Source organism: Bradyrhizobium sp. UFLA05-153 (assembly GCF_054185185.1).
Window position 1 is genome coordinate 46,994 of record NZ_JBBIAM010000033.1, and the last position, 22,722, is coordinate 69,715.

Annotated in this window: 25 protein-coding genes; 14 read left to right on the forward strand and 11 right to left on the reverse strand. The window is 64.4% G+C overall.

Annotation, left to right across the window (positions count from 1 at the left end; genetic code table 11):
- Positions 1–17: 17 nt before the first annotated feature.
- Positions 18–1,511 carry an FAD-linked oxidase C-terminal domain-containing protein gene (locus Q2941_RS20880; RefSeq protein ID WP_458193597.1) on the reverse strand — a complete coding sequence of 498 codons (1,494 nt, stop codon included), beginning with the start codon at positions 1,509–1,511 and terminating at the stop codon, positions 18–20.
- A 229-nt stretch (positions 1,512–1,740) separates the two neighbouring features.
- Between Q2941_RS20880 and cycA the strand changes: the two genes are divergently transcribed.
- Complete coding sequence (gene cycA, locus Q2941_RS20885; RefSeq protein WP_027525013.1) at positions 1,741–2,151, forward strand: cytochrome c-550 CycA; 411 nt, start codon at positions 1,741–1,743, stop codon at positions 2,149–2,151.
- Between the two features lie 36 nt (positions 2,152–2,187).
- Here the strand turns inward: cycA and Q2941_RS20890 are convergent, their stop codons facing one another.
- The gene (locus Q2941_RS20890; RefSeq protein WP_027525012.1) at positions 2,188–3,144 is read right to left on the reverse strand and encodes an alpha/beta fold hydrolase; all 957 of its coding nucleotides are present in this window, start codon (positions 3,142–3,144) and stop codon (positions 2,188–2,190) included.
- A gap of 329 nt (positions 3,145–3,473) precedes the next feature.
- On the opposite strand from Q2941_RS20890, the gene Q2941_RS20895 reads away from it, so the two are divergent.
- On the forward strand, positions 3,474–3,656 hold the full coding sequence (locus tag Q2941_RS20895; RefSeq protein WP_027525011.1) for a hypothetical protein: 183 nt from the start codon (positions 3,474–3,476) through the stop codon (positions 3,654–3,656).
- A gap of 6 nt (positions 3,657–3,662) precedes the next feature.
- Here Q2941_RS20895 and Q2941_RS20900 read toward each other — a convergent pair whose 3' ends face one another.
- From Q2941_RS20900 to ykgO, 3 genes are all read right to left on the reverse strand, one after another.
- Positions 3,663–3,917 (reverse strand): hypothetical protein, encoded by a 255-nt coding sequence (locus Q2941_RS20900; protein ID WP_458193598.1) that lies wholly within the window; start codon positions 3,915–3,917, stop codon positions 3,663–3,665.
- Between the two features lie 133 nt (positions 3,918–4,050).
- On the reverse strand, positions 4,051–4,692 hold the full coding sequence (locus Q2941_RS20905) for a tetratricopeptide repeat protein (RefSeq protein ID WP_254110844.1): 642 nt from the start codon (positions 4,690–4,692) through the stop codon (positions 4,051–4,053).
- 105 nt (positions 4,693–4,797) lie between these two features.
- Positions 4,798–4,923, reverse strand: a complete 126-nt coding sequence (ykgO, locus tag Q2941_RS20910; protein WP_006611362.1) for a type B 50S ribosomal protein L36 — start codon at positions 4,921–4,923, stop codon at positions 4,798–4,800.
- A gap of 317 nt (positions 4,924–5,240) precedes the next feature.
- Here ykgO and Q2941_RS20915 point away from each other — a divergent pair, with 317 nt between their 5' ends.
- Genes Q2941_RS20915 through Q2941_RS20925 form a run of 3 tightly spaced genes read left to right on the forward strand, consistent with a single transcriptional unit; the run spans position 5,241 to position 7,343 of the window.
- Positions 5,241–6,125, forward strand: a complete 885-nt coding sequence (locus Q2941_RS20915; RefSeq protein ID WP_027525008.1) for an amidohydrolase family protein — start codon at positions 5,241–5,243, stop codon at positions 6,123–6,125.
- Between the two features lie 13 nt (positions 6,126–6,138).
- A complete protein-coding gene (locus Q2941_RS20920) occupies positions 6,139–6,879 on the forward strand; it encodes a haloacid dehalogenase type II (RefSeq protein WP_027525007.1) in 741 nt (246 codons plus the stop codon).
- Positions 6,876–7,343, forward strand: coding sequence for a YbaK/EbsC family protein (locus tag Q2941_RS20925; RefSeq protein WP_254110842.1), 468 nt, complete (start codon positions 6,876–6,878; stop codon positions 7,341–7,343). The genes Q2941_RS20920 and Q2941_RS20925 overlap by 4 nt, the downstream gene beginning before the upstream one ends.
- Positions 7,344–7,365: 22 nt before the next feature.
- On the opposite strand, the gene Q2941_RS20930 is transcribed toward Q2941_RS20925, so the two are convergent.
- Together Q2941_RS20930 and Q2941_RS20935 are read right to left on the reverse strand one after the other, a co-directional pair.
- The gene (locus tag Q2941_RS20930) at positions 7,366–7,716 is read right to left on the reverse strand and encodes a hypothetical protein (RefSeq protein WP_458193599.1); all 351 of its coding nucleotides are present in this window, start codon (positions 7,714–7,716) and stop codon (positions 7,366–7,368) included.
- 96 nt (positions 7,717–7,812) lie between these two features.
- On the reverse strand, positions 7,813–8,799 hold the full coding sequence (locus Q2941_RS20935; RefSeq protein ID WP_254110838.1) for a tripartite tricarboxylate transporter substrate binding protein: 987 nt from the start codon (positions 8,797–8,799) through the stop codon (positions 7,813–7,815).
- A gap of 191 nt (positions 8,800–8,990) precedes the next feature.
- Here Q2941_RS20935 and Q2941_RS20940 point away from each other — a divergent pair, with 191 nt between their 5' ends.
- Positions 8,991–9,248 carry a hypothetical protein gene (locus Q2941_RS20940; protein ID WP_254113714.1) on the forward strand — a complete coding sequence of 86 codons (258 nt, stop codon included), beginning with the start codon at positions 8,991–8,993 and terminating at the stop codon, positions 9,246–9,248.
- Between the two features lie 130 nt (positions 9,249–9,378).
- On the opposite strand, the gene Q2941_RS20945 is transcribed toward Q2941_RS20940, so the two are convergent.
- Positions 9,379–10,314: a LysR family transcriptional regulator gene (locus tag Q2941_RS20945; RefSeq protein ID WP_027525002.1), complete on the reverse strand. Its 936-nt coding sequence runs from the start codon at positions 10,312–10,314 to the stop codon at positions 9,379–9,381.
- Positions 10,315–10,433: 119 nt separating this feature from the next.
- Here Q2941_RS20945 and Q2941_RS20950 point away from each other — a divergent pair, with 119 nt between their 5' ends.
- The 4 genes from Q2941_RS20950 to Q2941_RS20965 all read left to right on the forward strand — a co-directional run bounded on the left by Q2941_RS20950 (position 10,434) and on the right by Q2941_RS20965 (position 12,923).
- Entirely contained in the window at positions 10,434–11,186 is a 753-nt protein-coding gene (locus Q2941_RS20950; protein ID WP_458193600.1) for an SDR family NAD(P)-dependent oxidoreductase, read from the forward strand.
- 37 nt (positions 11,187–11,223) lie between these two features.
- Entirely contained in the window at positions 11,224–11,922 is a 699-nt protein-coding gene (locus Q2941_RS20955; RefSeq protein ID WP_458193601.1) for a pirin family protein, read from the forward strand.
- A gap of 204 nt (positions 11,923–12,126) precedes the next feature.
- Complete coding sequence (gene wrbA, locus Q2941_RS20960) at positions 12,127–12,726, forward strand: NAD(P)H:quinone oxidoreductase (RefSeq protein WP_458193602.1); 600 nt, start codon at positions 12,127–12,129, stop codon at positions 12,724–12,726.
- A 62-nt stretch (positions 12,727–12,788) separates the two neighbouring features.
- Positions 12,789–12,923: a hypothetical protein gene (locus Q2941_RS20965; protein ID WP_256375304.1), complete on the forward strand. Its 135-nt coding sequence runs from the start codon at positions 12,789–12,791 to the stop codon at positions 12,921–12,923.
- An 11-nt stretch (positions 12,924–12,934) separates the two neighbouring features.
- On the opposite strand, the gene Q2941_RS20970 is transcribed toward Q2941_RS20965, so the two are convergent.
- Complete coding sequence (locus tag Q2941_RS20970; protein ID WP_458193603.1) at positions 12,935–14,080, reverse strand: GNAT family N-acetyltransferase; 1,146 nt, start codon at positions 14,078–14,080, stop codon at positions 12,935–12,937.
- Positions 14,081–14,255: 175 nt separating this feature from the next.
- The gene (locus Q2941_RS20975; RefSeq protein WP_027524997.1) at positions 14,256–15,602 is read right to left on the reverse strand and encodes an O-antigen ligase family protein; all 1,347 of its coding nucleotides are present in this window, start codon (positions 15,600–15,602) and stop codon (positions 14,256–14,258) included.
- Positions 15,603–15,846: 244 nt separating this feature from the next.
- Here Q2941_RS20975 and Q2941_RS20980 point away from each other — a divergent pair, with 244 nt between their 5' ends.
- Positions 15,847–16,836, forward strand: a complete 990-nt coding sequence (locus tag Q2941_RS20980) for a glycosyltransferase (RefSeq protein WP_371933026.1) — start codon at positions 15,847–15,849, stop codon at positions 16,834–16,836.
- Between the two features lie 3 nt (positions 16,837–16,839).
- Here Q2941_RS20980 and Q2941_RS20985 read toward each other — a convergent pair whose 3' ends face one another.
- Positions 16,840–17,868, reverse strand: a complete 1,029-nt coding sequence (locus tag Q2941_RS20985; protein ID WP_458193604.1) for a glycosyltransferase family 2 protein — start codon at positions 17,866–17,868, stop codon at positions 16,840–16,842.
- A gap of 423 nt (positions 17,869–18,291) precedes the next feature.
- On the opposite strand from Q2941_RS20985, the gene Q2941_RS20990 reads away from it, so the two are divergent.
- The 3 genes from Q2941_RS20990 to Q2941_RS21000 all read left to right on the forward strand — a co-directional run bounded on the left by Q2941_RS20990 (position 18,292) and on the right by Q2941_RS21000 (position 22,504).
- On the forward strand, positions 18,292–19,098 hold the full coding sequence (locus Q2941_RS20990) for a class I SAM-dependent methyltransferase (RefSeq protein ID WP_458193605.1): 807 nt from the start codon (positions 18,292–18,294) through the stop codon (positions 19,096–19,098).
- Positions 19,099–19,419: 321 nt separating this feature from the next.
- Entirely contained in the window at positions 19,420–21,705 is a 2,286-nt protein-coding gene (locus Q2941_RS20995) for a GumC family protein (protein ID WP_458193606.1), read from the forward strand.
- On the forward strand, positions 21,698–22,504 hold the full coding sequence (locus Q2941_RS21000) for a WecB/TagA/CpsF family glycosyltransferase (RefSeq protein WP_027524992.1): 807 nt from the start codon (positions 21,698–21,700) through the stop codon (positions 22,502–22,504). Before Q2941_RS20995 ends, Q2941_RS21000 begins: the two co-directional genes overlap by 8 nt.
- The last annotated feature ends 218 nt before the right edge of the window (positions 22,505–22,722 follow it).

The window sequence follows — 22,722 nt, forward strand, 5'->3', positions numbered from 1 at the left end:
GACCGACATGCCGGGCCTCAGAACCGCGGAATGTCCCGAAACGCCAGCTTGCCCGCATGCACATGCATGCGGCCGAGTTCGGCGCAGCGGTGGAGGGTCGGGAACACCTTTCCGGGGTTGAGCAGGCCCTGCGCGTCGAAGGCGCATTTCAGCCGCTGCTGCTGGTTGAGGTCGATCTCGGTGAACATGTCACCCATCAGATCGCGCTTCTCGATGCCGACGCCGTGCTCGCCGGTGAGCACGCCGCCGAACTCGACGCAGGCGCGCAGGATGTCGGCGCCGAACGCCTCGGCGCGCTCGATCTCGCCGGGCTTGTTGGCATCGTAGAGAATGAGGGGATGCAGATTGCCGTCGCCAGCGTGGAACACGTTGGCGCAGCCGAGCCGGTACTTTTCCGAGAGCTCGCGGATGCGGGCCAGCGCCTTCGGCAGCGCGCCGCGCGGAATCGTCCCGTCCATGCAGAGATAGTCGGGCGAGATGCGCCCCACGGCGGGGAACGCCGCCTTGCGGCCGGCCCAGAACAGGTTGCGCTCGGCTTCCGAAGTCGAGATCTGGCAGGTGGTCGAGCCGCAGCCCTGCGCGATGGTCTCGACGCGCTTGATCAGCTCGTCGACCTCGACGCCGGGACCGTCGAGCTCGATGATCAGGAGCGCTTCCACGTCGAGTGGATAGCCGGCATGGACGAAGGCTTCCGCGGCGTGGATCGCGGGCTTGTCCATCATCTCCATGCCGCCGGGGATGATGCCGGCGCCGATGATCCGCGCCACGCATTCGCCGGCCGCCTCGACTTGCGCAAACCCGACCATCAGCGCGCGCGCCGTCTCCGGCTTTTGCAGGATGCGCACCGTGATCTCGGTGATGACGCCGAGCAGGCCTTCCGAGCCCGTGATGACGCCCATCAGGTCGTAGCCCGGATTCTCCGCCGCCTTGCCGCCGATGCGCAAGACCTCGCCGCTCATCAGCACGATCTCGCAGCCGAGCACGTTGTTGGTGGTCATGCCGTATTTCAGGCAGTGCACGCCGCCGGAATTTTCCGCGACGTTGCCGCCGATCGAGCAGGCAATCTGCGACGAGGGATCGGGCGCGTAGTAGAAGCCCGCATGCGCGACCGCCTGGCTGATTGCGAGGTTGGTGACGCCGGGCTCCGTGACGACGACGCGGTTGTCGAAATCGATCTCGCGGATGCGCTTGAACTTGCCCAGCCCCAAGAGCACGCCGTCTTCCAGCGGCAGCGCGCCGCCCGACAGCGAGGTGCCGGAGCCGCGCGGCACCACCTTGATACCGTGCTCGGCACAATATTTCAGGACAAGCGAGACCTGCTCGGTGGTGTCGGGAAGCACCACGACCATCGGCGGCTGCCGGTAGGCGGTCAGCCCGTCGGACTCATAGACCCGCATCTCGGCGGCATTGTCGATCACACCTTCACCGGGAACGATCGCGCGCAAGGCGGCGACGATCTCGCTGCGACGCGCCAGCACCGCCTGGTCGGATGCGGGCATCATGATGGCCATGTTACGAAACCTTCGTCCGACGGAGAAAATTGTCCCGCCAAATCAATCATGTCTTGCTGTCTTTGGGTAGGTCCTCCGAAGGTCGCATTGCTTTGTTGCAGCGCAAGTTCTCTCTGGGGCAAGTCTGCTATCGCGAAACCTGTCAAACTTTCGCGGCTTGTCCACCTGCACCGGACCTGCCAAAACCACGACACTCAATCTGACCCCGGGAAGAGACGAAGAGCATCCTATGACAAAACTGACTTTCGGCGCGCTGGTTGCCCTCGCCATGACTGCCGCAGCATCCAACGCCATATCTTCCAAAGCGATGGCTCAGGACGCCGCAGCCGGCAAGACGTCGTTCAACAAGTGCCTGGCCTGCCACGCAATCGGCGAAGGCGCGAAGAACAAGGTCGGACCGGAGCTCAACGGCCTCGACGGCCGCAAGTCCGGCACCGCGCCGGACTACAGCTATTCGGACGCCAACAAGAATTCCGGCATCACCTGGGGCGAGGCGGTGTTCAAGGAATACATCAAGGATCCGAAGGCCAAGATCCCCGGCACCAAGATGGCGTTCGCCGGCATCAAGAACGAGAAGGAGATCAACGATCTCTGGGCCTTCGTCTCCCAGTTCGACAAGGACGGGAAGATCAAGCAGTAGCGGGACGAGGCATAACGCAGCCAGATTTGGCGGCCGCTAATCGGCGGCCGCCTTCTCGGACGTGATCGCGGCGATCAGCGCCTCGATCTCGGTCCTTACCAGGTCCGGCACCGCATTCTGCACCATGTGGCCGAGATCGGGCCGCACGATCAGCTTCGCATTCGGCACGGTCGCGGCGAACGGGCGGGCGTGGATATTGGTGGACACCGTTTTGTCGGGCTCGCCGGCGATGATCACGGTCGGCACTGAAATCTCGCCATAGCGCGCGACTTGCGCGGCCACCGACGCCTTCAGCGTCACCAGATCATAGGCATTGGCGATGAACTCGCGCGGGCGGAGCAGCAGCGGCGTCGCGGAATGCTGCACGAAGCCGTCCGGCATCATCTGCGGCAGGAAGACGTTCCGCGCGCCGGGCGTTGCAAGCAAATAGCCGAGCGGCAGCGTGATGGTGTAGGCGAGCAGCGGGCCGATCACGGGCGTTGCGATGATCTCATTGTAGCGCCCGACGCCGCCGCGCCAGGGATGGGTAACCGGTGCCAGCATGACGAGACCTGCGACACGATCGGCATGATCGAGCGCAAGCCGCGCACCGAGTGCCCCGCTCCAGGAATGCACCACGAAGACCGCGCGATCGATGCCGAGCCTGGCAAGCGCCTCGTCGACCATCCGCGCCTGCACCTCGGCCGTCGAATCCTTAAGCCGCGCCCGCGTGCTCCAGCCATGGCCGGGACGATCGATCAGGATCACGCGATGCTTTTCGGCGAGAAGGTCGCCGAGCGGACGCCGCATCACCTCCAGATTCGAGCTCGCGCCATGCAGCATGACGATCGGCAACGCAGCATCGCGTGGGCCGAGATCGACGACGTGCAGCGTTGCACCGGCGACCTCGATCATCTCGCCCTTTGGCGGGAAGGCGCGCTCGACGGCCCAAACACCGGCCAGCGTGACGGCGACAAGCGCAACGAGCGCCGTCACGACGAAAACTACGATCATGGAGATGGTCCGGGCGATCCAGGGCACATGGCAGTTACGGTCTCAAGGTCCGGCGGTTTCTTTTCGGGGCGCGGGCTTTGGGTCCCGCTGACGGTCCCGGCCTGTGGATATCAATAGAATTCAACTTTGGAAAATATCAATAAAATCAATGGCCGCCTGAAAGCATGCGGCCAACCGCGACAGTTCATGCGGCCGTCATCGCCACGTCCATATAATCGCCACGGTCGGTTCCACCTCTTAAGCGCGGGTGGGCGCCGATCCTCCACGCAATCCACAGGAACGCGGGAAAGACCGGCAGATTGTTCTGTTTTGGATTGGAGGTTTTTTCGATGAGTCTGCGATCAAAAGATGCTGCGATCGACGAGATCGTTGCGAGCTGCAGTGGTGATCTGCGCGGCGCGGTACGCGCGCTGCTCCTGATCAACGAGCATCTCGAAGCCGAGCTTGCAAAACTCTATGCCGCTGCCGCGGACCGGAGCATCGTCGAACGCGGCGACCACATCCTGCACTAGGCGAACCTAGTCCGCGTTGCCGCCGTCTTCGTCGGGGTCGGGCTTCGGACAGGCACGGATCGTCGACCTCGCAAGCTTGGCGTCGGCCCTGGACTTGTAGGGACCGTCGCCGAACCAGATGTCGCCGATGATGACGGGATTGCTGGTCACGATCTCGCATTTGCCGGTGGCACGGTTGCCCACCACCCAGAACAGTCCGTCAGCAAGACAGGCCGTTGCGGACGCCAGCAACAACACCCCCGCAAGGATCACGCGTTTCATCGCACAGCTCCGATTGTAGCTGCCATGCAGCTAATCCCGGCGGCGTGGGAAAAACATCCCCTCGCCGCGAGGCTGCTCGACGCGTGGTTAACGGCCACGCTCCGCAGTCGCTCAAAACAACATCGAGTTGAGGCTAGATATCCCGCCCTTCGACCTTCTCGGTCAGAGACTTGACCTGATCCGGGATCTTATCGAGGTGCGGGTTGATGGCGAGCGCCTTGCGATAGGCATCGAGCGCGCGCTTCTCGTCGCCGATCTCCTGCATGATCATGCCGAGACCTGCGAGTGCGCCGAAATGGCGCGGCTCCCGGATCAACACCTCGCGAATGTCAGCGAGCGACCGGCCGTAATCGTTCTGCATGTAATAGAGCGTGGCGCGCCGGTTCCAGGCCTCGACATAGTCGGGGCGGAGCTTGATGACGGCATCGAGCAGCTTGATCGCGACGTCGACCTTCTGAGCGTCCACGGCCGCCTTGGCCCGTGTCATCAGCAGTGCCGCCGTATCGCTGGGGGTCTGCAGCCAGATCGCCCAGATCCGCGCCTCGACATGCTTGGCGCTGACATCATCGGGCGCGGCCTTCAGCGCACCGAACAGGAAATCGAGATTCTTGGTGCGGTCGACCTTGGGCAGCTTGGCCGGCGCCTCGGGAAGCTTCTTCTGCTTCACGGGCGGACCGGTTGGATCATCCTGCGCGAAAGCGGGGGTGACGACCGTCAGCGCGACCAGCAAGGCGGCCAGACGGAGGAAATGCGCGGACAAGAATCTCACTGCCATGGTGAAAGTGTAAACGCGCAAAGCCGCCCTTGCATAGCAAGGACGGCGTCAAAGTCGTGTGAAACCGTGGTCTTGCGGGGAGCGCGAAGGCCCTCGGCAGGGAACTCAGCCCTGACGAGCCTTGAAGCGGCGCTGCACCTTGTTGATCACATAGACCCGGCCCTTGCGGCGGACCAGGCGGTTGGCACGGTGGCGACCGCGCAGCGATTTCAGCGAGTTACGGACCTTCATGGCAGAATCCTGAACGTTCGAAAGGCCGTGTTCGGCACTACCGTTTCGGCACGCGCGAATGTGGCAAAATGAGATTTTTCCCGCTGGCGGACCGACCGCCCGGGACGGGGCGGTTCTTAAGGCATGGGAGGAGGTGATGTCAATGTTAACTGCCCCGTTCCGAACCACCAAATTCTTGAAAACAACCCCATGCAAAGTAGGAAAGCGGCCGGATCGGCCCGATCTGTCCAATTTGCCGGCTGCGGCTCGTTTCGGCCGAGCCTTGCCAAATTCGTTATATGATATAATCAATTTGGCAACCCGTCGGGAGGAAACCAATGCCCAAGCTGAAGCTGCCCAATATCGACGACGTCGTCGCGATCGACATCCACACCCACGCCGAGGAACCCTGCGGCTGCCACCCCGACGACGGCTATGACGATTTCCAGGCGCAGATGGCGGAATACTTCAAGTCGCCGAACAAGCATCCGCCGACCGTGCCGGAGACCGCGGCGTACTACCGCTCCAAGAACATCGCCGCCGTGATCTTCCCGGTCGATGCCGAGCGCGAGACCGGCTTCCGCCGCTACAACAATTACGAGATGCTCGAGGTCGCCTCCGAGCATCTCGACGTCCTCATTCCCTTCGTCTCGATCGACCCGCACAAGGGCAAGCTGGGCGCGCGCGAGGCGCGCAAGCTGATCGAGGAATACGGCGTCCGCGGCTTCAAATTCCACCCGACCATGCAGGGCTTCTACGCCAACGACCGAATGGCATACCCGCTCTACGAAGAGATCAACAATGGCGGCGCGATCGCGCTGTTCCACACCGGCCAAACCGGCGTCGGCTCAGGCATGCCCGGCGGCATGGGCATGCGGCTGAAATATTCCAACCCGATGTACATGGATGACGTGGCGGCGGATTTCCCCGACCTCAAGATCATCCTCGCCCACCCGTCCTTCCCCTGGCAGGAGGAGGCGCTGTCGGTCGCGACCCACAAGCCCAACGTCTATATCGACCTGTCCGGCTGGTCGCCGAAATACTTCCCACCGATCCTGGTGCGCTATATCAACTCGATCCTTCAGGATAAGATGCTGTTCGGCTCGGACTGGCCGGTGATCACACCGGACCGGTGGCTGGCCGATTTCGCCAAGATCGACATCCGCGACGAGATCCGGCCGAAAGTGCTCAAGGCCAACGCGCGCAAGCTGTTGGGGATCTAGCCAAGAGGTCAGCGTGACGATCAAAGCCGTCGTCTTCGACGCCTACGGAACGCTCTACGACATCCAGTCGGTCGCGGAGATCACCGAAGATGCGTTCCCGGGCTACGGCGAGATCATCACGCAAGTCTGGCGGATCAAGCAGCTCGAATACACCTGGTTGCGCTCACTGATGGGGCGCTACCAGGATTTCGCCGCAGTCACGCGCGACTCGCTCGCCTATACGCTGCGTGTGCTTGGGCTCGCTTACGAGCGCGAGGCGTTCGAGCGCGTGACCGAGAAATATCTGCATCTCGACCTCTATCCGGATGCGGCCGACGCGCTTGCAGCGCTGAAGCCGCGAAAACTGGCCATCCTCTCCAATGGCAGCCCGGACATGCTCAATGCGCTCGTACACAATTCGGGCCTTGATCATCTGCTCGATGCCACGATCAGCGTCGATGCGAAGAAGGTCTTCAAGCCGAGCCCGCAAGCCTATGCGCTGATCGGCGAGGTGCTCGGCACGCGGCCCGACGAGGTGCTGTTCATCTCCTCAAATCCGTGGGACGTCGCGGGCGCCAAGGCGTTCGGACTGAACGTCGCCTGGATCGAGCGGGTGACACCGGAAGCCATGGCACTGGCTTGCGTCGAGAGCGATCTCGTGGCACCGCTGACGATGTTCAAGGCGATCCGGACCCAGATCGACGAGCTGGGCCTTGCGCCGGATCACCGCGTCCGCTCACTTTCCGAACTGCCCGAGATTGCCACCCGCCTATGAGCATTCAATCCGTTCGCGACTTCTTCGCCGAGAAAGCTCCCGACATCACCGTCATCGAATCGCCGATCAGCTCCGCGACGGTGCCGCTTGCCGCCGAGGCCTATGGCGTCGAGCCCGGCCGCATCGCCAAGACGCTGTCCTTGCGGATCGGCGAGCGCGTCATCCTGATCGTCGCGAGCGGCACCTCGCGCATGGACAACAAGAAGGTGAAGGCGCAGTTCGGCGGCAAGCCGAAGATGCTGGGGCTCGAAGAGGTCGCCGACATCACCGGCCACGAGGTCGGCGGCGTCTGCCCGTTCGGGCTGAAGGCACCGCTGCCGATCTATTGCGACGTGTCGCTGAAGGCATTCGACATCGTGGTGCCGGCCGCGGGCTCAACCCACAGCGCGGTGCGCATCGCACCCGACCGGATGGCCGAGCTGGTCAGTGCCGAATGGGTCGACGTCTGCGAGCACCGACCTTAAGCCGCGCTATTCGTCAGACGCGCTAGTAGTCGTCATCGTAATAAGGCCGCGGCGGGGGCGCCGCAGGAGCCGGCGGCACGTTGTTGTAGCGCGGCGGCGCGGTCCTGCCACGCGGCACTTGCGGCGGCGGCGCCTGGTTGTTGGCTTCGAACACTGCGCGGCATCCGCTCGAAAGCTGCGGCGTGTTCTGCCGCAGGCAGGCGACGATGCGGTTCACGTCGGGGATCTGGTCGCTGCACAGGCGCCAGACATCCGGCGTGCAGGCCATCTGTTGTTCCATGGTGCCGCGATATTCCTCGGCAGAGACGGCGCTCGCGGCGACCGTACCGCCGATCGCAAGCGCCACACCGAGCGCAATCGGCCCTGTTCGCATGTCCCGATCCTTCTCATTTTCTCTCAAACGCTCCTCAATCAATGAGGCGCGCGAAGGTTCTGGACCAACAACAAAATGTGAAAGCAGCAACGGAACCTATTCCACCCTGCCGATCTTCCTGACCGCCGCGATCAGCCGCGCGCTGTCGGTCGCGACGAACTGCGAAAACTCCGGCGCGTCCTGATAGGCGACGAGACTGCCCGCGGCTTCGAATGTCTTGAGGACATCCGGGCTCTTCATCACCTGCCCCATCGCCTCGCGCAAACGGCCGACGATCGGTGCCGGAAGCGCGCTCTGCCCGAACAGGCCTGCCCAGATATACATCTCGACGTCCTTGTAGCCGAGCTCCTGGAAAGTCGGCACGTCGGGGAAGCTTGCGATGCGTTGCGCGCCGCAATTGCCGAGAACGCGCAGCTTGCCGTCGTCGACCTGCGGCTTCAGCGTGCCGGGCGCCGCCGCGATCGCCTGCACGGTACCACTGAGGATCGCGGTCAGTGCGGGACCTGCGCCGCGGAATGGCACATGCAGCAGCTTGATGTCGGCGCTGACGGCAAACATCTCCATCGCAACGTGCAGCGTGCCGTAAGGCCCCGACGAGCCGTAGGTGATCTGCCCGGGATGCTTCTTCGCGTCGTCGACGAATTCCTGCACGGTCTTCCACGGCGCCGACGCCGGCACTGCGAGCAGCGTCGGATCGGCAAGCACGCGCGCGATCGGCGTGAACTGCGAGACCTCATAGGCGGCCGGCCGGTTGAACAGCCGGTCCGCTTCCGGCAGCACCGCGAGCGAGGACAATGTCATCAGAAGCGTGTAACCATCCGGCTCGGCGCGCGCGGCAGCTGCATTGCCGATCGATCCGCCAGCGCCACCGGCACGATTGTCGACGATGACCGACTTGCCGAGGATGCGCTCCAGCGCCATCGCGACGGGACGCGCCGCAAGATCGGCTTGGCCGCCGGCCGGAAACGGCACGATCATGGTGATGTTGCGCGAGGGATAGCTTTGCGCGAAGGCGGCGCGCGTCAGCGCTGTTTGTGCAAGCGGCGCAAGCGCCGCGGCACGCAAGAGATCGCGTCGGTTCATAATCAGCCCCTCCCCCGTCTTTGTTGTTTCCAGCAGAGTAGCGCGACGACGCGCACGAACGAAGGTACCACCGTGCCGCATCTGTGCATTTGGTGCCAAGCGATGGCAACATTTGCGAACTGTTATCCCTGCATCTCAAAGCGCAGGAACGGATCCCGCCGCGCGTGATTGAATTCGCGGGAGACCACGGGATGAACGAGATTGGCACGATCGATGGCGCACTGGACGAGATGCTGGTGAATCTCGCCGACATTGTGCTGCGGCTTGCAAAGCCGGATCTGACGCGAACGCCGGAGGCACGGCGCGCGCTGGTGCTATCAGTCAATCAATATTCAGCCTGCACCGCGCGCTCGAGCGATCCGCGAGTGCATGAGCTGAAGGCGCAGCTGGAAGAAACGCTGAAACCGAATCTGCGCGTGGTTGTCAGGGATGGGATGAAGTTGTCCTAGCTCCACCTACTTCCACAACGTCATTGCGAGCGCAGCGAAGCAATCCAGAACCCCACCGCGGAAAGACACTGGATTGCTTCGCTGCGCTCGCAATGACGAGGTTATGGGAGCAGCGTACTCTCTCTACCAGCTAGCCCACCTTCGCGCGCTTCTTCGTCTGCCGCCTGCATGTGCCCGGCAATTTTGCCGCGAGAAACTCGGCAAGCACCTCGACGCGCGCGGGGCGCGGGCCGCCGGGTGGGGTGACGAGATGCACGGCGCCTTCGGCCTGCTTCCAGTCCTTCAGGATCACCTCTACCTCGCCGGATGCGATGGCCTCACCGACGATGAACTCGGGAAGATCGGCAATGCCGAGCCCGGCGAGCAGCGCCGGCATTACCGCCTCGCCATTGTTGACGCGCAACTGCCCTGCGGGACGAACGCTCGCCTGCTCGCCCGCACTGTTGGTGTAGTGCCAGATGTTGGGCGTGGAGAGATAGGCGTAGCTGAAGCATTTGTGCTCGGCGAGATGCATCGGATGCGTCGGCCGGCCGTGGCGCTTGAGATACGACGGCGCGGCGACCGTGTAGCGCGGCATGGTGAAGAGCCGCCGCGCGATCAGCGAGGAATCCGGCAGCCGCGCGATGCGCAGCGCGGCATCAAAGCCCTCACCGATCAGATCGATGGTGGCATCGCTCAGGTGCAGATCGACCGAGACCTCCGGATAGGTCTGGAAGAACTCCGGCAGCAAGGGCGCGACCGCCTTCACGCCGAAGGTCATGGGCACGGCGAGCCGCACCAGCCCACGCGGCGCGACGGACTGGGCCAGCGCCTCGTTCTCCGCCGCCTCGCCATCGGCCAGCAAACGCGTCGCCCGTTCGGCGAGCTTGTGGCCGGCGTCTGTCAGCGCGAGCCGGCGCGAGGTGCGATTGAACAGCCGCGCACCAAGCCGCTCCTCGAGCCGCGTCACCGCCTTGGAGACGGTCGCCTTCGACATCGCAAGCTCGCCGGCGGCGGCTGCAAATGACCGTAATTCCACGACTTTTGCGAAGATCGCGAGCGCCTCGAAATCCGGAAGTTTTGCCATGGGTGCCAGCCCGTCAGCGACGTTTATGGAAACAATGCGTTTCGACAGTTTCTATTTCTATACCACAGGTGACAGCATATCCAAGGGGTCATCAGACATTCAGGGAATGGAGAAATCCAATGATCAAGAAGCTCTCAGGAAAGGTTGCTCTCGTCACCGGCGGCTCGCGCGGCATCGGCGCGGCCTCCGCCCGCGCTCTCGCCGATGAAGGTGCCGACGTCGCCATCAGCTACGTCGCTTCGCCCGACAAGGCCGAAGCCGTGGTCGCCGAACTGAAGACCAAGGGCGTGAAGGCGCGTGCCTTCAAGGCCGACCAGGCCTCGGTCGGCGACGTCGAAAAGCTTGTCAACGACGTCGCCAGGGAATTCGGCCGTCTCGACATCCTCGTCAATAATGCCGGCGTCGCCGCCGGCGGCGCCATCGACGATCCCAAGGCCGACACCGCGGCACTGGCGCGCCTAGATGCCGTCAACGTGCACGGCGTGATCGCGGCGATCCGCACCGCTTCGCAATTGATGGGTGAAGGCGGCCGCATCGTCACCGTCGGCTCGATGCTCGCCGACCGCGCCTCGTTCCCCGGTCTTGCCGACTACGTCGCCACCAAGGCCGCAGTGGTCGGCTACACCAAGGGCGCGGCCCGCGATCTCGGTCCGCGGGGCATCACCGTCAACGTGGTGCAGCCCGGCTCGATCGACACCGACATGAATCCGAAGGACGGCGGCGAGTTCGCCGAGACCCAGCGCAAGCAGCACGCGCTGCAGCGCTTCGGCCAGCCCGAGGAAGTCGCAGCCGGCGTCGTCTTCCTGGCGAGCCCGGAAGCTTCCTTCGTTACCGGCACCGTGCTCAACGTCGATGGCGGCTTCGGCGCGTGATCCGGACCTAGACAAATTCAAGCAAGGAATCACGAACATGATCGAACTCAGACCTTTCGCAAAGCTCGGCGGCGCCGATCACGGCTGGCTCAAGGCGAAGCATCATTTCTCCTTCGCTGGCCATTACGATCCCGAAAACATGGGCCACGGCGCACTGCGCGTCTGGAACGATGACGAGATCGCGCCGAACACCGGCTTTCCCGCTCATCCCCACGCCAACATGGAAATCATCACCTATGTGCGCGAAGGCGCGATCACCCATCAGGACAGCCTCGGCAACAAGGGCCGCACTGAAGCCGGCGACGTGCAGGTGATGAGCGCGGGAAGCGGCATCCGCCATTCCGAGTACAATCTCGAGCCGACGAAGACCAAGATCTTCCAGATCTGGATCGAGCCGGTCGGGCACGGCGGCCAGCCGACGTGGGGATCCAAACCGTTTCCGAAGGCAAACCGCAACGGCAAGCTCGTCACCATCGCCAGCGGCTTTCAGGCCGACAAGGAGGCGCTGCCGATCCGCGCCAATGCGCGGGTGCTCGCGACCACGCTGAAGGCAGGCGAGAGCGCGGAGTACGAGCCGCAAGGCTCGCGTCACCTCTATCTCGTGCCGGCCGCCGGCGCAGTCGAGATCAACGGCGTACGCATCAATGCCCGCGATGGCGCCGCCATTCGCGACGAGGAGAGCCTGAAGATCACGGCGCTCGAAGACTCCGAGCTGGTGCTGGTCGACGCGGCGTAACAACGCTCTCCGTCATGGCCGGGCATAGCCGTCCGTAGGACGGTGTCGCTTCCGCTCGCCTATGTCCCGGCCATCCACGCCTCTCTGCACGGAAAACAAGTACGTCGATGCCCGGGACTTCTGCGGCGAAGACGCGCTTCGCGCTTTTGCCCGGGCATGACGGCCCAGCATTTCTTTCAACATCGATCACAACGGAGACCACCCATGGCTAAAGTTCTCGTCCTCTATTATTCCGCCTACGGCCACATCGAAGCGATGGCCAACGCGGTTGCCGAAGGCGCGCGCGAGGCAGGCGCCACCGTCGATATCAAGCGCGTGCCCGAGCTCGTGCCGGCCGAGGTCGCCAAGGCCTCCTATTACAAGCTCGACCAGGCTGCTCCGGTCGCCAAGGTCGAGGACCTCGCGAATTACGACGCGATCATCGTCGGCACCGGCACCCGCTTCGGTCGGATGTCCTCGCAGATGGCGAACTTTCTGGACCAGGCCGGCGGGCTTTGGGCCAAGGGCGCGCTGCATGGCAAGGTCGGCGGCGCCTTCTCCTCGACCGCGACCCAGCATGGCGGCCAGGAGACCACGTTGTTCTCGATCATCACCAACCTCCTGCATTTCGGCATGGTCGTGGTCGGCCTGAATTACGGTTTTGCCGGCCAGATGAAGCTGGACGAAGTGACGGGAGGCGCGCCCTACGGCGCCACCACGATCACCGGCAGCGACGGCAGCCGCCAACCCAGCGCCAACGAGCTCGCCGGCGCGCGCTATCAAGGACGCGTGATCGCGGAGACCGCGAACAAGCTGCATGGCTGATGCGTTCGGGGCGGCGTTCTCTTTTGCGGATGCCGCCCCATCTCAGCGTGCAGGAGCAACGCATGGCCTTCGAAATTCTTCTGATGGCGCAGATTATCCGCAAGCCCGTCCAGGCACTGGCCCGGCGCTGGTATTGCCGCGGCCTGTTCCGCGCCTCGCGCGGCCGGCTTCATTGCGCCGAATGCACGGGACAGTGAAGTGTGCCCGGCTAGCGCGCAGCGTTGCCCATCGCGCGGTTCGCAAGAGCGGCTAGCCGCGGATGGCGGCGCAGGCCCTGGGCTGCATGATCGCGCAGCGCATAGGGCACGCCGCGCCAGGACAACGCGACGCTGACGTCTGTCAGCGGGAGCGGCACGGCGCAGAAGCGACGCTTGTAGTCGTGATTGCCGATGCTGAGATCGAAACGGCGCACGCCCTGCTGGTGCAAGGCCGCCATCGTCCGCTCGGTCACAAGCAGACCCGGCGAGCAGGCCGACCACGGCCTGCCGGCATTGCTGATGCGCAGCAGATAGTAGGTCGCGCCGTATCTCAACCCCAGCGAGGTCGCGATGATGCCCTCGTCGCACACCAGCGCAGAGACGATCGCATAGCCTTCGGCAACGCCCTGCCGGACCACGTCGCGATAGAATTTCGCGTGAGTCTCGTCGCTGAGAACGAATTTTCGCCCGAGCTGCTTCATGCGCCGCTGCTGCTGGACGTCCATCGCATCGAGTAACATCAGCGCATGATCGACATCGGTCGCGATCTCGAAACGCGCGCCGGCGTGACGGCTGAAGACGCGCCAGCAGCGAGGCAGTTGCATGCGCTTGATCGAGGTGCGGTAGTCCGAATAATCGTCGCCCGTCAGCACCAGATTGCCATTGAGCGAGCAGGATCCGACACGGCCGAGCGACACCAGCGGGTTCGGCTTGCCGCCTACATAGGCCGGCATCTTCTGCAAGCGCAACAGATCGAAGCGATCCGGCAACGTGCGCAAGCCAGTAACCAGGGCATCGCCGATGGCGCGCGCGCCGGCCGCATCGCATGCGGCGCCTGGCGCCAGAATCGGCGCGTTGTTGTCGGACGCGCCGAGATCGGCGAACTCGACGATGCGTACGCCGCCCTTGCTGCGGCTGATCATCGGCACCAGCGCGATGGCCCCGCCGTTCGCGGCATCCGAGATCACGGCGATCAGCGGAGAGACGTTACGGAATGCGTCGTACCAGGCGGCGAGCCAGTCACCATGCTGGAATGCCGTGCGATGGCCCGCACCCAGGCGCGACGCGGCCTGCTTCCAGTCGCGCACGAAATCGACCGCGATTCCGGACGCGCTGGTCACCCGACCGTCTAGTTGCTCGACGCTGAGAAACGCCATCCGCCCTGGGCACACAGTTGCTGAACGTTTCCAGATGAATAACGTTTTGTCGCCAACCACAAGTTACGTCGCTGCTTATCGTTAAGCTGATACCGTCGCGCTCCCACGCAGAACGGCTCGTGTCCCGATCTGAGACGTACGGAGCCTCGTCGCCCTGCGACAAGCCGTCGGCGGCTCAGGACTCCGCCTTGTCCACGCATTGGAACCTGGCAAGAAAGTGCAGGCCGGCGGCCGCGAGCACGAACATGAACCAGGTTGGATTCTGCCGGTCGAGCAGGAACGTCTCGGTCGTCCCGTAATACAGGCCGAACAGCCAGATCGTCAGGAAGAGCTTTGCTAGCGCGCCGCTGCGACTGCCGCGCTGCGCCGCCTGGAAATTGTTGAGCGGGGTGAAGACGAAGATCAGGATCACGAGCAAAAGGCCGGGCAGGCCGATGGTGACGGCGAGATCGAGATAGCTGTTGTGGCTATGCGCCGCAGACACCGCCCATTCGGCGCCTTTTGCGGTCTGCCGCTCGGTGACGTCGTCCCAGAACGCCGCGTAGCCATGGCCGAGGATCGGCTTCTCGGCCACCGCGGTGAGCGCAAACTCCCAGATGTCGCTGCGGCCGGTGAAGGTGGGATCGACCGGGAGGGCCCGGGTGATCGACGCCAGTGTAGGGCTTGCGACGCTGCCGACGGTGAGCAGGTTCATCACGATCAGCGGCGCGAGGCAGATCAGCCGCTTCAGCCAGAGGCTGCGGGTAAGGTAAACGACCGAGGCCAGCACGTAGATCACGAGACACAGCACCGACGAGGTCTTACCGCCGGTGAAGATCAGGAAGATGCCGGCAAGCGCTGCGATGACGGGTCCCATCACCAAGGAGCCGACGGCGGTGAGATAGATGCCGAGATAGACGAGGCAGCTCATCACCGGCGAGGCGACGTTCTTGTGGCCGAAAGTGCCGCGCCAGTCGCCGGCAAGCTGCGGCTCGGTGATATCGGCCGCGGTGTGGATCGAGAGCTGCGGCGCCAGCATGACGCCGAGATAGCACAAAGCGAGCAGCACGAGGGCGGCGAGCCCGAGGCACCGGTTGAAGCTCTTCTGCGTCGGCGGCAGCAGCGGCAGCAGGATGGCGAGCGCCGACACGCTCGCCGTCAGCACGAAACGCTGCGCGGACACGCCGCGGTTCTCCGAGAAGACGATATTGATCAGCATCCAGCCGACGAAACAGAGATGCAGCGGCGTCACGAGGGTCTTAAGCGACGGCGCGTCTTGCGCGAACGTCAAGAGCACGGCAGCGGCGGCGAGCCCCGCAAAGGCGATATAGGACAGCGCCATCCGGCCCGAGGCGGCGGTGGCGAGGTCGGCATTGCGCAAATCCGGGAACGGTTCCAGCGTCACCAGCACCAGGAGCAGCGCCGCAACGGCAAGGACGCAGCGCGCGGCCTCGAGGACGTTGAGCCCGGCGACGAATGCGCGCAGGCCCTGACCGAGCGGCCGGGCCCCAACGCCAGTCATGTCAGCGGCACTGCGATCCATCGGTCACCCTTAACCGACCCGTGCTAACCTTTCGTCAACCAGCAGGCTTGCCGGACACGCCTCGCGTCGGGGGTTTAACGCTAATATGCAAAAGCCGGCTTTGAGCGGCCTTTGCTGCAAAGCTTTGACCCTTATCTGGCTATCATCAGTGGCGACCCAAGCCGCCATCGTGCGGCGCCGGGGCCCATATGCGGCCTGGTTAACGAACCATTAAAAACGCAGCTCCAGACGACGAGGCGTCAAATTGACCACCACCGGCGCCATCCTTGACCCACCGCTGGGCGAGCCGTCGCCCGCCGAGGAGCGCGCCAATCGCACTGCACGTTCGGCCAGCTTCGTCTCCATCGTCATTCCCGCCAAGAACGCCGCCGCCTATATCCGCGAGACGATCGACAGCGCGCTCGCGCAAAGCGCGGATGTCGGCGAAGTCATTGTCATCGACGACGGCTCGAGCGACGACACCGTAGCGATCGTCAGATCCATCCGCGACAGCCGGCTGCACCTGGTCGCGAACGAGCTCACGGGCGTCTCGGCGGCGCGAAATCTCGGCGCACGCACCGCACACGGAGATTGGCTGCTGTTCCTCGACGCCGACGATCGTCTACGCTCCGGCGCAGTAGCCACGCTGGTCGCGGCCGCGAAGGCCGCGCCCGCCGCCGTCCTCGTCTATGGCGACTACGATCTGATCGACAGTGATGGACGGCCGATCGGCCGGCGCGACCTCCTGCAAGGACGCAAGAAGCCGTCAGGCGATGTGCTCGCGCGGCTCGCGCGCGGCAACTTCATCGTCAATGGCGGCATCATGCTGGTGCGCGCTGACGCGTTCCGGACGTCGGGCGGGTTCGACGAGCGGCTCAAGTTTTGCGAGGACTGGCATTGCTGGTGCCGTCTGGCCGCGATCGGCGACTTCCAGTTCGTGCCTGCGCTGCTGCTCGACTATCGCCTCCACACTGCCAACACCATGAACGCTGCCGCGCGCTCGCCGCGCGACTTCTTTCCGGCAGTAGAGCGCATCTTTGCCGACGAGTTGATCCTCGGCAAGCTCGCGCCGGAGAGCCGGCCGGGCCTGCGGCAGGCGGCCGAGATCCATCTCATCACCTATGCGGCGACCCAGGCCGTCCGCTTCGGACGCTATGGCGATGCCCTGAGCTATATGCGCATGGTCGGGCAGCGGTCGCTCACCGCGCTGCCGCGATCGCTCGCGAAGCTCGTTCTCGCCCGCTTCGGTATCTAGGCTTCAGGAGACGATCTTCGAGGCCTCATACGGCCGCTGCTCGATGCCGAAGGCTGCGAGCGCGCTGCCGAACGCGACCATCACGGGATGCATCGCGACGACGGCTTTGGTCGTGAACGACAAGCGCGCCGCGCGGACCAGCGACAGCGGCAGTCTTCCCAGCATCGCCGTAAAGACACGCGTTCGCGCCGCCGCAGTCTTTGCCGCCTTGAACTGCACCCGATAGTTGATCGCGCCGATGCGCAGGCCACGCTTTGCGATCCAGACGAGGCTGGTCCGGCCATGCGGCACGGTCTCGGTGATTACGGCTTCCGCGGTCCAGTGGAATGTCATGCCGGCGTTCCGGCACCGCACGAAGAAATCGCAGTCGCCGCCGCCGAGGAAATTGAATCGGAGGTCGAAGGCCGGAGTGCCGAGCCGGTCGAACACCGAACGCGTGATCAGGCAATTGCCGCAGCCATAGATCAGCGGCACCGCGCCGCTGTAATCATAGGCCGGACAGAAAGCGGGATGGCGCGCGAGCCACGGCTTGCTGTCGTCGTCGAAGAGCGGCAGCACCGGACCGCCGACCACGTCCGCGCCGGTCGCTTCCGCAGTACGAACCATCAGCTCGAGCCAGTCGGGCGAGGCGATCTCGTCGTCGTCGATCATCAGGAAGCGGGTGGCTAGCGGAAACAACATCTGCGCGGTCTCGAAGGCTGCGTTGATTGCCTGACAATTGCCCTGCCGCTGCTCGACCAGGCAGATGCCTTGAAGTTTTCCGGCATCCAGGTACTCGGCGGCGACCGGCGCGCTCTCGCGCCGCGCGAAGTCGTTCTCCACCATGACCACGGCGAAGGAGCGCGGCGTGCGCTGGCCCGCCAGCGATTCCAGCGTCAGCCGCAAATGCTGCGGCCGGCGAAAGCAGGGAATGCAGACGACGGTGCCGACCGACAGGTCGAGAACGCGCGAACTCGCGGCAATCTCCCGGTTGGGGTCGCGCACGGCGTCGGTGATGCGGCTCGTGGACAGCTCGGTCGGGATCAGGGTCATGATATCGTTGAATGGCCGAGATGTGTTGAAAAACCCCTGCTCCAGGACGGCACAGCAAGCTTGCTGCGAAACACAGATGTCCCAATATGGCGCTGTCCCGCGGAACGTTGCCTCATGCCGAATGACGCCGTTGGGCGCGGTGCAGGTGCGTAAACCGCGGGATCCGGCCTCGCCTGCAAGCTCATCGTCATCCACATCGCCGCTTTCACGGTTTTTCCTTGCGAATTTGCGTCGAGGTGCTTCTGCAATTTTCGATCCAGCGCGCAGCCGCGGTACGATGCGGACGATGCCGTAGTTAACGGACCCTCGCATTAACTCAACCGTAAGCACCGCAACCAATCGCGCTCCGGCGGCATCGAATTTGCTCTTCGAGCGTGCGAGAGATTCCCTGTAATTTGAAACGAACCCGCGCGATTGAAGAACATGAATAAACAAGCCACGATCGATTTCGCGACTACGACCCGCATTGATGCGAGCGCCATAACTCCGCCGGCACACACAAAGGCACTGCTCGACCTCGTCTCGGGCGAGGCGCGCGACAGCCTGCTCGCCGTTCACGACGTCCTGCGCCGCGAGCTGCCGCCAGGTCAGCTCGCGATCTACGAGGCCGGCGGCGGCTCCAGCAGCTTCCTGCCGCTGGAGATCCTCAACCGCGGCCACGTCACCGTCGTCGATATCGACGAGGACCAGATCCGCAACAACGACTATGCCCAGGAAGCGATCCTCGGCGACGTCCAGACCTACCGCTTCAGGCCGGAGAGTGTCGATCTCGTCATCTGCTACAACGTGATCGAGCATCTGCCCGACGTCGAGGCCGCGCTGAAGAATTTCTGCGAGGCGTTGAGGCGCGGCGGGATGATCCTGATCGGCGCGCCCAATCCGCGCTCGCTGTCCGGCGTCGTCACCAAATATTCGCCGCACTGGTTCCACGTCTGGTTCTACCGCCATGTCCGCGGCATCAAGAATGCAGGCGAGCCGGGCGAAGCGCCGTTCCCGACCTTCTTCCACCCGCTGGTGACGCTTCCCAATCTCGAAGCATTTGCGGATGCGCACGGGCTCGAGACGATCTACCGCCGCGAGGTCGAAAGCCCGCGCTATCCCGAGATGCGCAAGCGCAAGCCGCTGTTCGCCGCTCTCGTCGATGCCGGCGTAGCGGTGCTGAATTTCATGCTGCCGCGCGGCACCGACGTGCGACGCGGCGACTATCACGTCATCCTGCGAAAACGCTGACGACCATGACGACGGCGCACTACGATATCCGACACGCGGGCCCTGCCCGCGACGCCGCGCCGTCGGACACGAGCACGCTCCACCGCGTGCGCGGTAACGAACCGTTAATCTCCGGGGGACTGCGGCGGTTGAAGCGTCACAACGACGCGCCGCGCGCTGACATGCGCTTAAACGCTTTGTTTGCCATTTCAGTGAATAGTCCCTCAATGAGTATGGTTAATTTTCCCTGTTGCGTTTGTTCAGCGCCTATATCCGGGGCGCGGCGCGTAACCCGAAGAGTAGCCCCTCAGCCTGCGGCAGTTGGAGTGAAAGCTGGGGATCATGCTTGACTATGACCAGCCGATAGAGCGATCGAAGCGAGCGGTCGGGCAACCCGCGCCATCGGCCGGCTTCAACGTGCTCGAGCTCGTCCATCTGCTCTGGCGGCGCAAGGCTGCAATCGCAGCCGCCGGTCTGATCGGCGCGAGCCTCGCGGTCGCCGTCGGCAAGAGCCTGACGCCGCGCTACACCGCAACCGCCCAGCTCTATGTCGATCCGCGCGAGCTGCAACTCGTCGACCGCGAGCTGACGCCGCGCGCGCAGGACGTTTCCGGCATGTCCATGGTGGTGGAGAGCCAGGCGCGCCTGATCACCTCCAACAGCGTCCTCCTCCAGGTCATCCAGCAGGCCAATCTCGAGAAGGACCCCGAGTTCGGTGGCGGCGACGGCGGGAGCCTGATGTCGTCGCTGCTTGGCCTGATCGGTCTCCAGGGCCGCGCTCCCTCCGCGGACGACAAGAAGGAAGTTCAGCTTGGCGCCCTGGAGGCGCTGAATCGGCGCATCACGATCCGCAAGACCGAGAAGAGCTTCATCGTCGACGTCGAGGTCTGGTCGACCGATCCGGCGAAGGCGGCGATGCTCGCCAACACGCTGACCAACGTCTATCTCGCGGAGTCGCGCAACTCGCAGGCTTTGGCGGCGCGGCGCGCCACCAACGACCTGTCCGGCCGGCTGAAGGAGCTGCGCGAGCGGCTGCGTACGGCCGAGACGGCGCTGGCGACCTACAAGGCGCAGAACAATTTCGTCGGCACCCAGGACACGCTCATCAGCGACCAGCAGCTTTCCGCCAGCAACCAGCGGCTTGCCGCGGCGCGCGCGGCGACACTGGACGCGCAGGCGCGCTACGACCAGATCGAGGCGAGCCGGCGCACCGCGACCGATGCCGGTGCCATTCCGGAAGCCCTGCAATCGCCGACCATCGCGAATTTGCGCGCTCAATATGCCGATGCGCGCAAGAAATACGCGGAGCAGGCCGCCGAGCTCGGGCCGCGGCATCCGGCGCTGCGCCAGACCGAGAAGCAGGTCGAGGATCTCAAGCGCACCATCAACGAGGAGATCGACCGCTTCGCGCAGGCTGCCAAGAACGACCTGACGCGCGCACGCGACTACGAGGCGTCGCTGAACCGGGCGCTGGAGACGCAGAAACGGCAGAGCGTGCAGCTCAGCCAGGCCGCGGTGCGTCTGCGCGAGCTCGAGCGCGAGGCGGAAGCCAGCCGCGATGTCTATCAATCATTCCTGAAGCGCTCGCGCGAGACGGAGGAGCAGGAAAGCCTGAACACATCGGCGGCCCGCGTGATCGGCGAGGCCACTGTGCCGCAGCGGCGCTCGTTCCCGCCGGCGATGAGCCTGTTCGCCATGATCGGCTTCCTGTTCGGCTCGCTCGCCGCCGCCGGCTGGTTCGTCGCCGTCAGGCAACTATCCGCCGGCGCAATGGAGCCGGAGCCAACCCGCCGCGAGCGCACGGTAGTCCCGGAGGCTCCCAAGGCACCGGTCGACGACGCCTCCGCGCCACAGGCGCCGCCGCTGACGCTGGTCGAAAAGCCGCTGATCGCACGCCTCCAGGAAGCCGACGTCATGCGCACGCTCGGCGCCATCCTCGCCGTCGGCAATACGGTCGATCTCACCCGGCTGGGCTGGCCGACCCTCCGTCCTGGATTTCCGCTGACGACGCTCATCAACGCGATGCGCGATATGCGCGCCACGGCGACGCGGCATGCGGCAGGCAAGACCATGCCGGTGATTGCGATCGTCGGCGCCGGGGCGACGGCCGACCGCAGCGTCGCCGCGCTGAACTTCGTGCTCGCTGCCGCTCGCGACGGCACGCGCGTGCTGATGATCGACACCGATCACCAGGCCCACCAGCTCTCCAGCAAGATTAGCCGCCCCGGCAAGAGCGAGCCGGGCCGCTTCGGCTGGCTCTCGATCGGCAACAAGGCCTCGCGCGAGATCAAGACCGCGAACGGCATTTCTGTGCTGCCCGTCGCCGACGGCGATGCCGGCAAGGCCGCCGAGGCCATCCGCAAGGCTGTGGTGCAGGCACGTTCCGCAGACGGCACCGATCTCGTGATTCTCGATGGGCCGGCGATGCCGCTCAACGCCGCCGACCGCAAGCTGCTCGATGCAGCCGACGCGCTGGTGGCCGTGCTGCCCACTCACCTCGACATCAACGAAGCCATGGAAGACATCCTCACCGCGCTTGGCGCTGCCGAGCGCAAGCTCGTCGGTGTCATCCTCAACGAGCTCAATCCCGCGACCCAATCGCGCCAGCGAGACAAACAATATGCTTGAGCGCCGCGTCAATCAGGTCGGACGCACCGCAACGGCCGAGGTCCCACGGATCACCGTCGGTGGTCTTCGCATGGCCGCACTCGACCTGGAAGCGACCGCCGATTTCATGATCGAGGCGACCGACCCGCGTCATCGCGTCGGCCGCCCGCTCTATCTGACCTCCGCCAACGGTGAAGTGCTGGCGCGCTGCTCGACCGAGCCGCAAACCGAGCGCCTGTTCCGCTCCGCCGACCTGATCAATGCCGACGGCCAGCCGCTGGTCGCGGCTTCCAAGCTGCAATCCTGGTTCCCGCTGCCCGAGCGCGTCGCGACCACCGATCTCTTCCATGTCGTCGCCCGCAAGGCCGAGGCCGCCGGCCGGACGTTCTACATGCTGGGCGCCAGCGAGGCCGAAAACGCTGCTGCGGTCGCCAAGGTTCAGAAGATGTATCCGAACCTCAAGATCGTCGGACACAGTCACGGTTATCTCCGTGGCGATGCGCTGCGAGCCAAGGTCGACGAGATCAACATGCTCGCGCCGGATTATCTCTGGGTCGCACTCGGCGTTCCCTTCGAGCAGGCCTTCGTCGAGGAGTACACGCCACACCTCACCAATGTCGGGATCATCAAGACCGCGGGCGGCCTGTTCAATTTCCTGTCCGGCAGCCGGAGCCGCGCGCCGAAATGGATGCGGACGATCGGGCTGGAATGGGCCTGGCGCACCCTGCTCGAGCCGCGGCGCCTGTTCTGGCGCTATCTGACGACCAATCCTCGCGCGCTCTATCTCTTGTTCAGCCGCAATCGGCCGTTCAACCGCTAGCGTAGCCGCACGACGAGGCTTCTGCTAAACTCGCGTTAGGCATCTGTAGACTCCGCGCCTTGCCAGGCGGCAGCCTTGGCGGCTAGAACACTCCAACGCGGTCGGCGCCGGCAAATGCCCAGTCGCCTGTTTTTTTCACGTGGCCGACGATGAGGTCGGCCTGAATGGCTCGCCAGGATTTCCGCGAGCGGATTTTCTCACCGCGTCAAGGCCGTCAC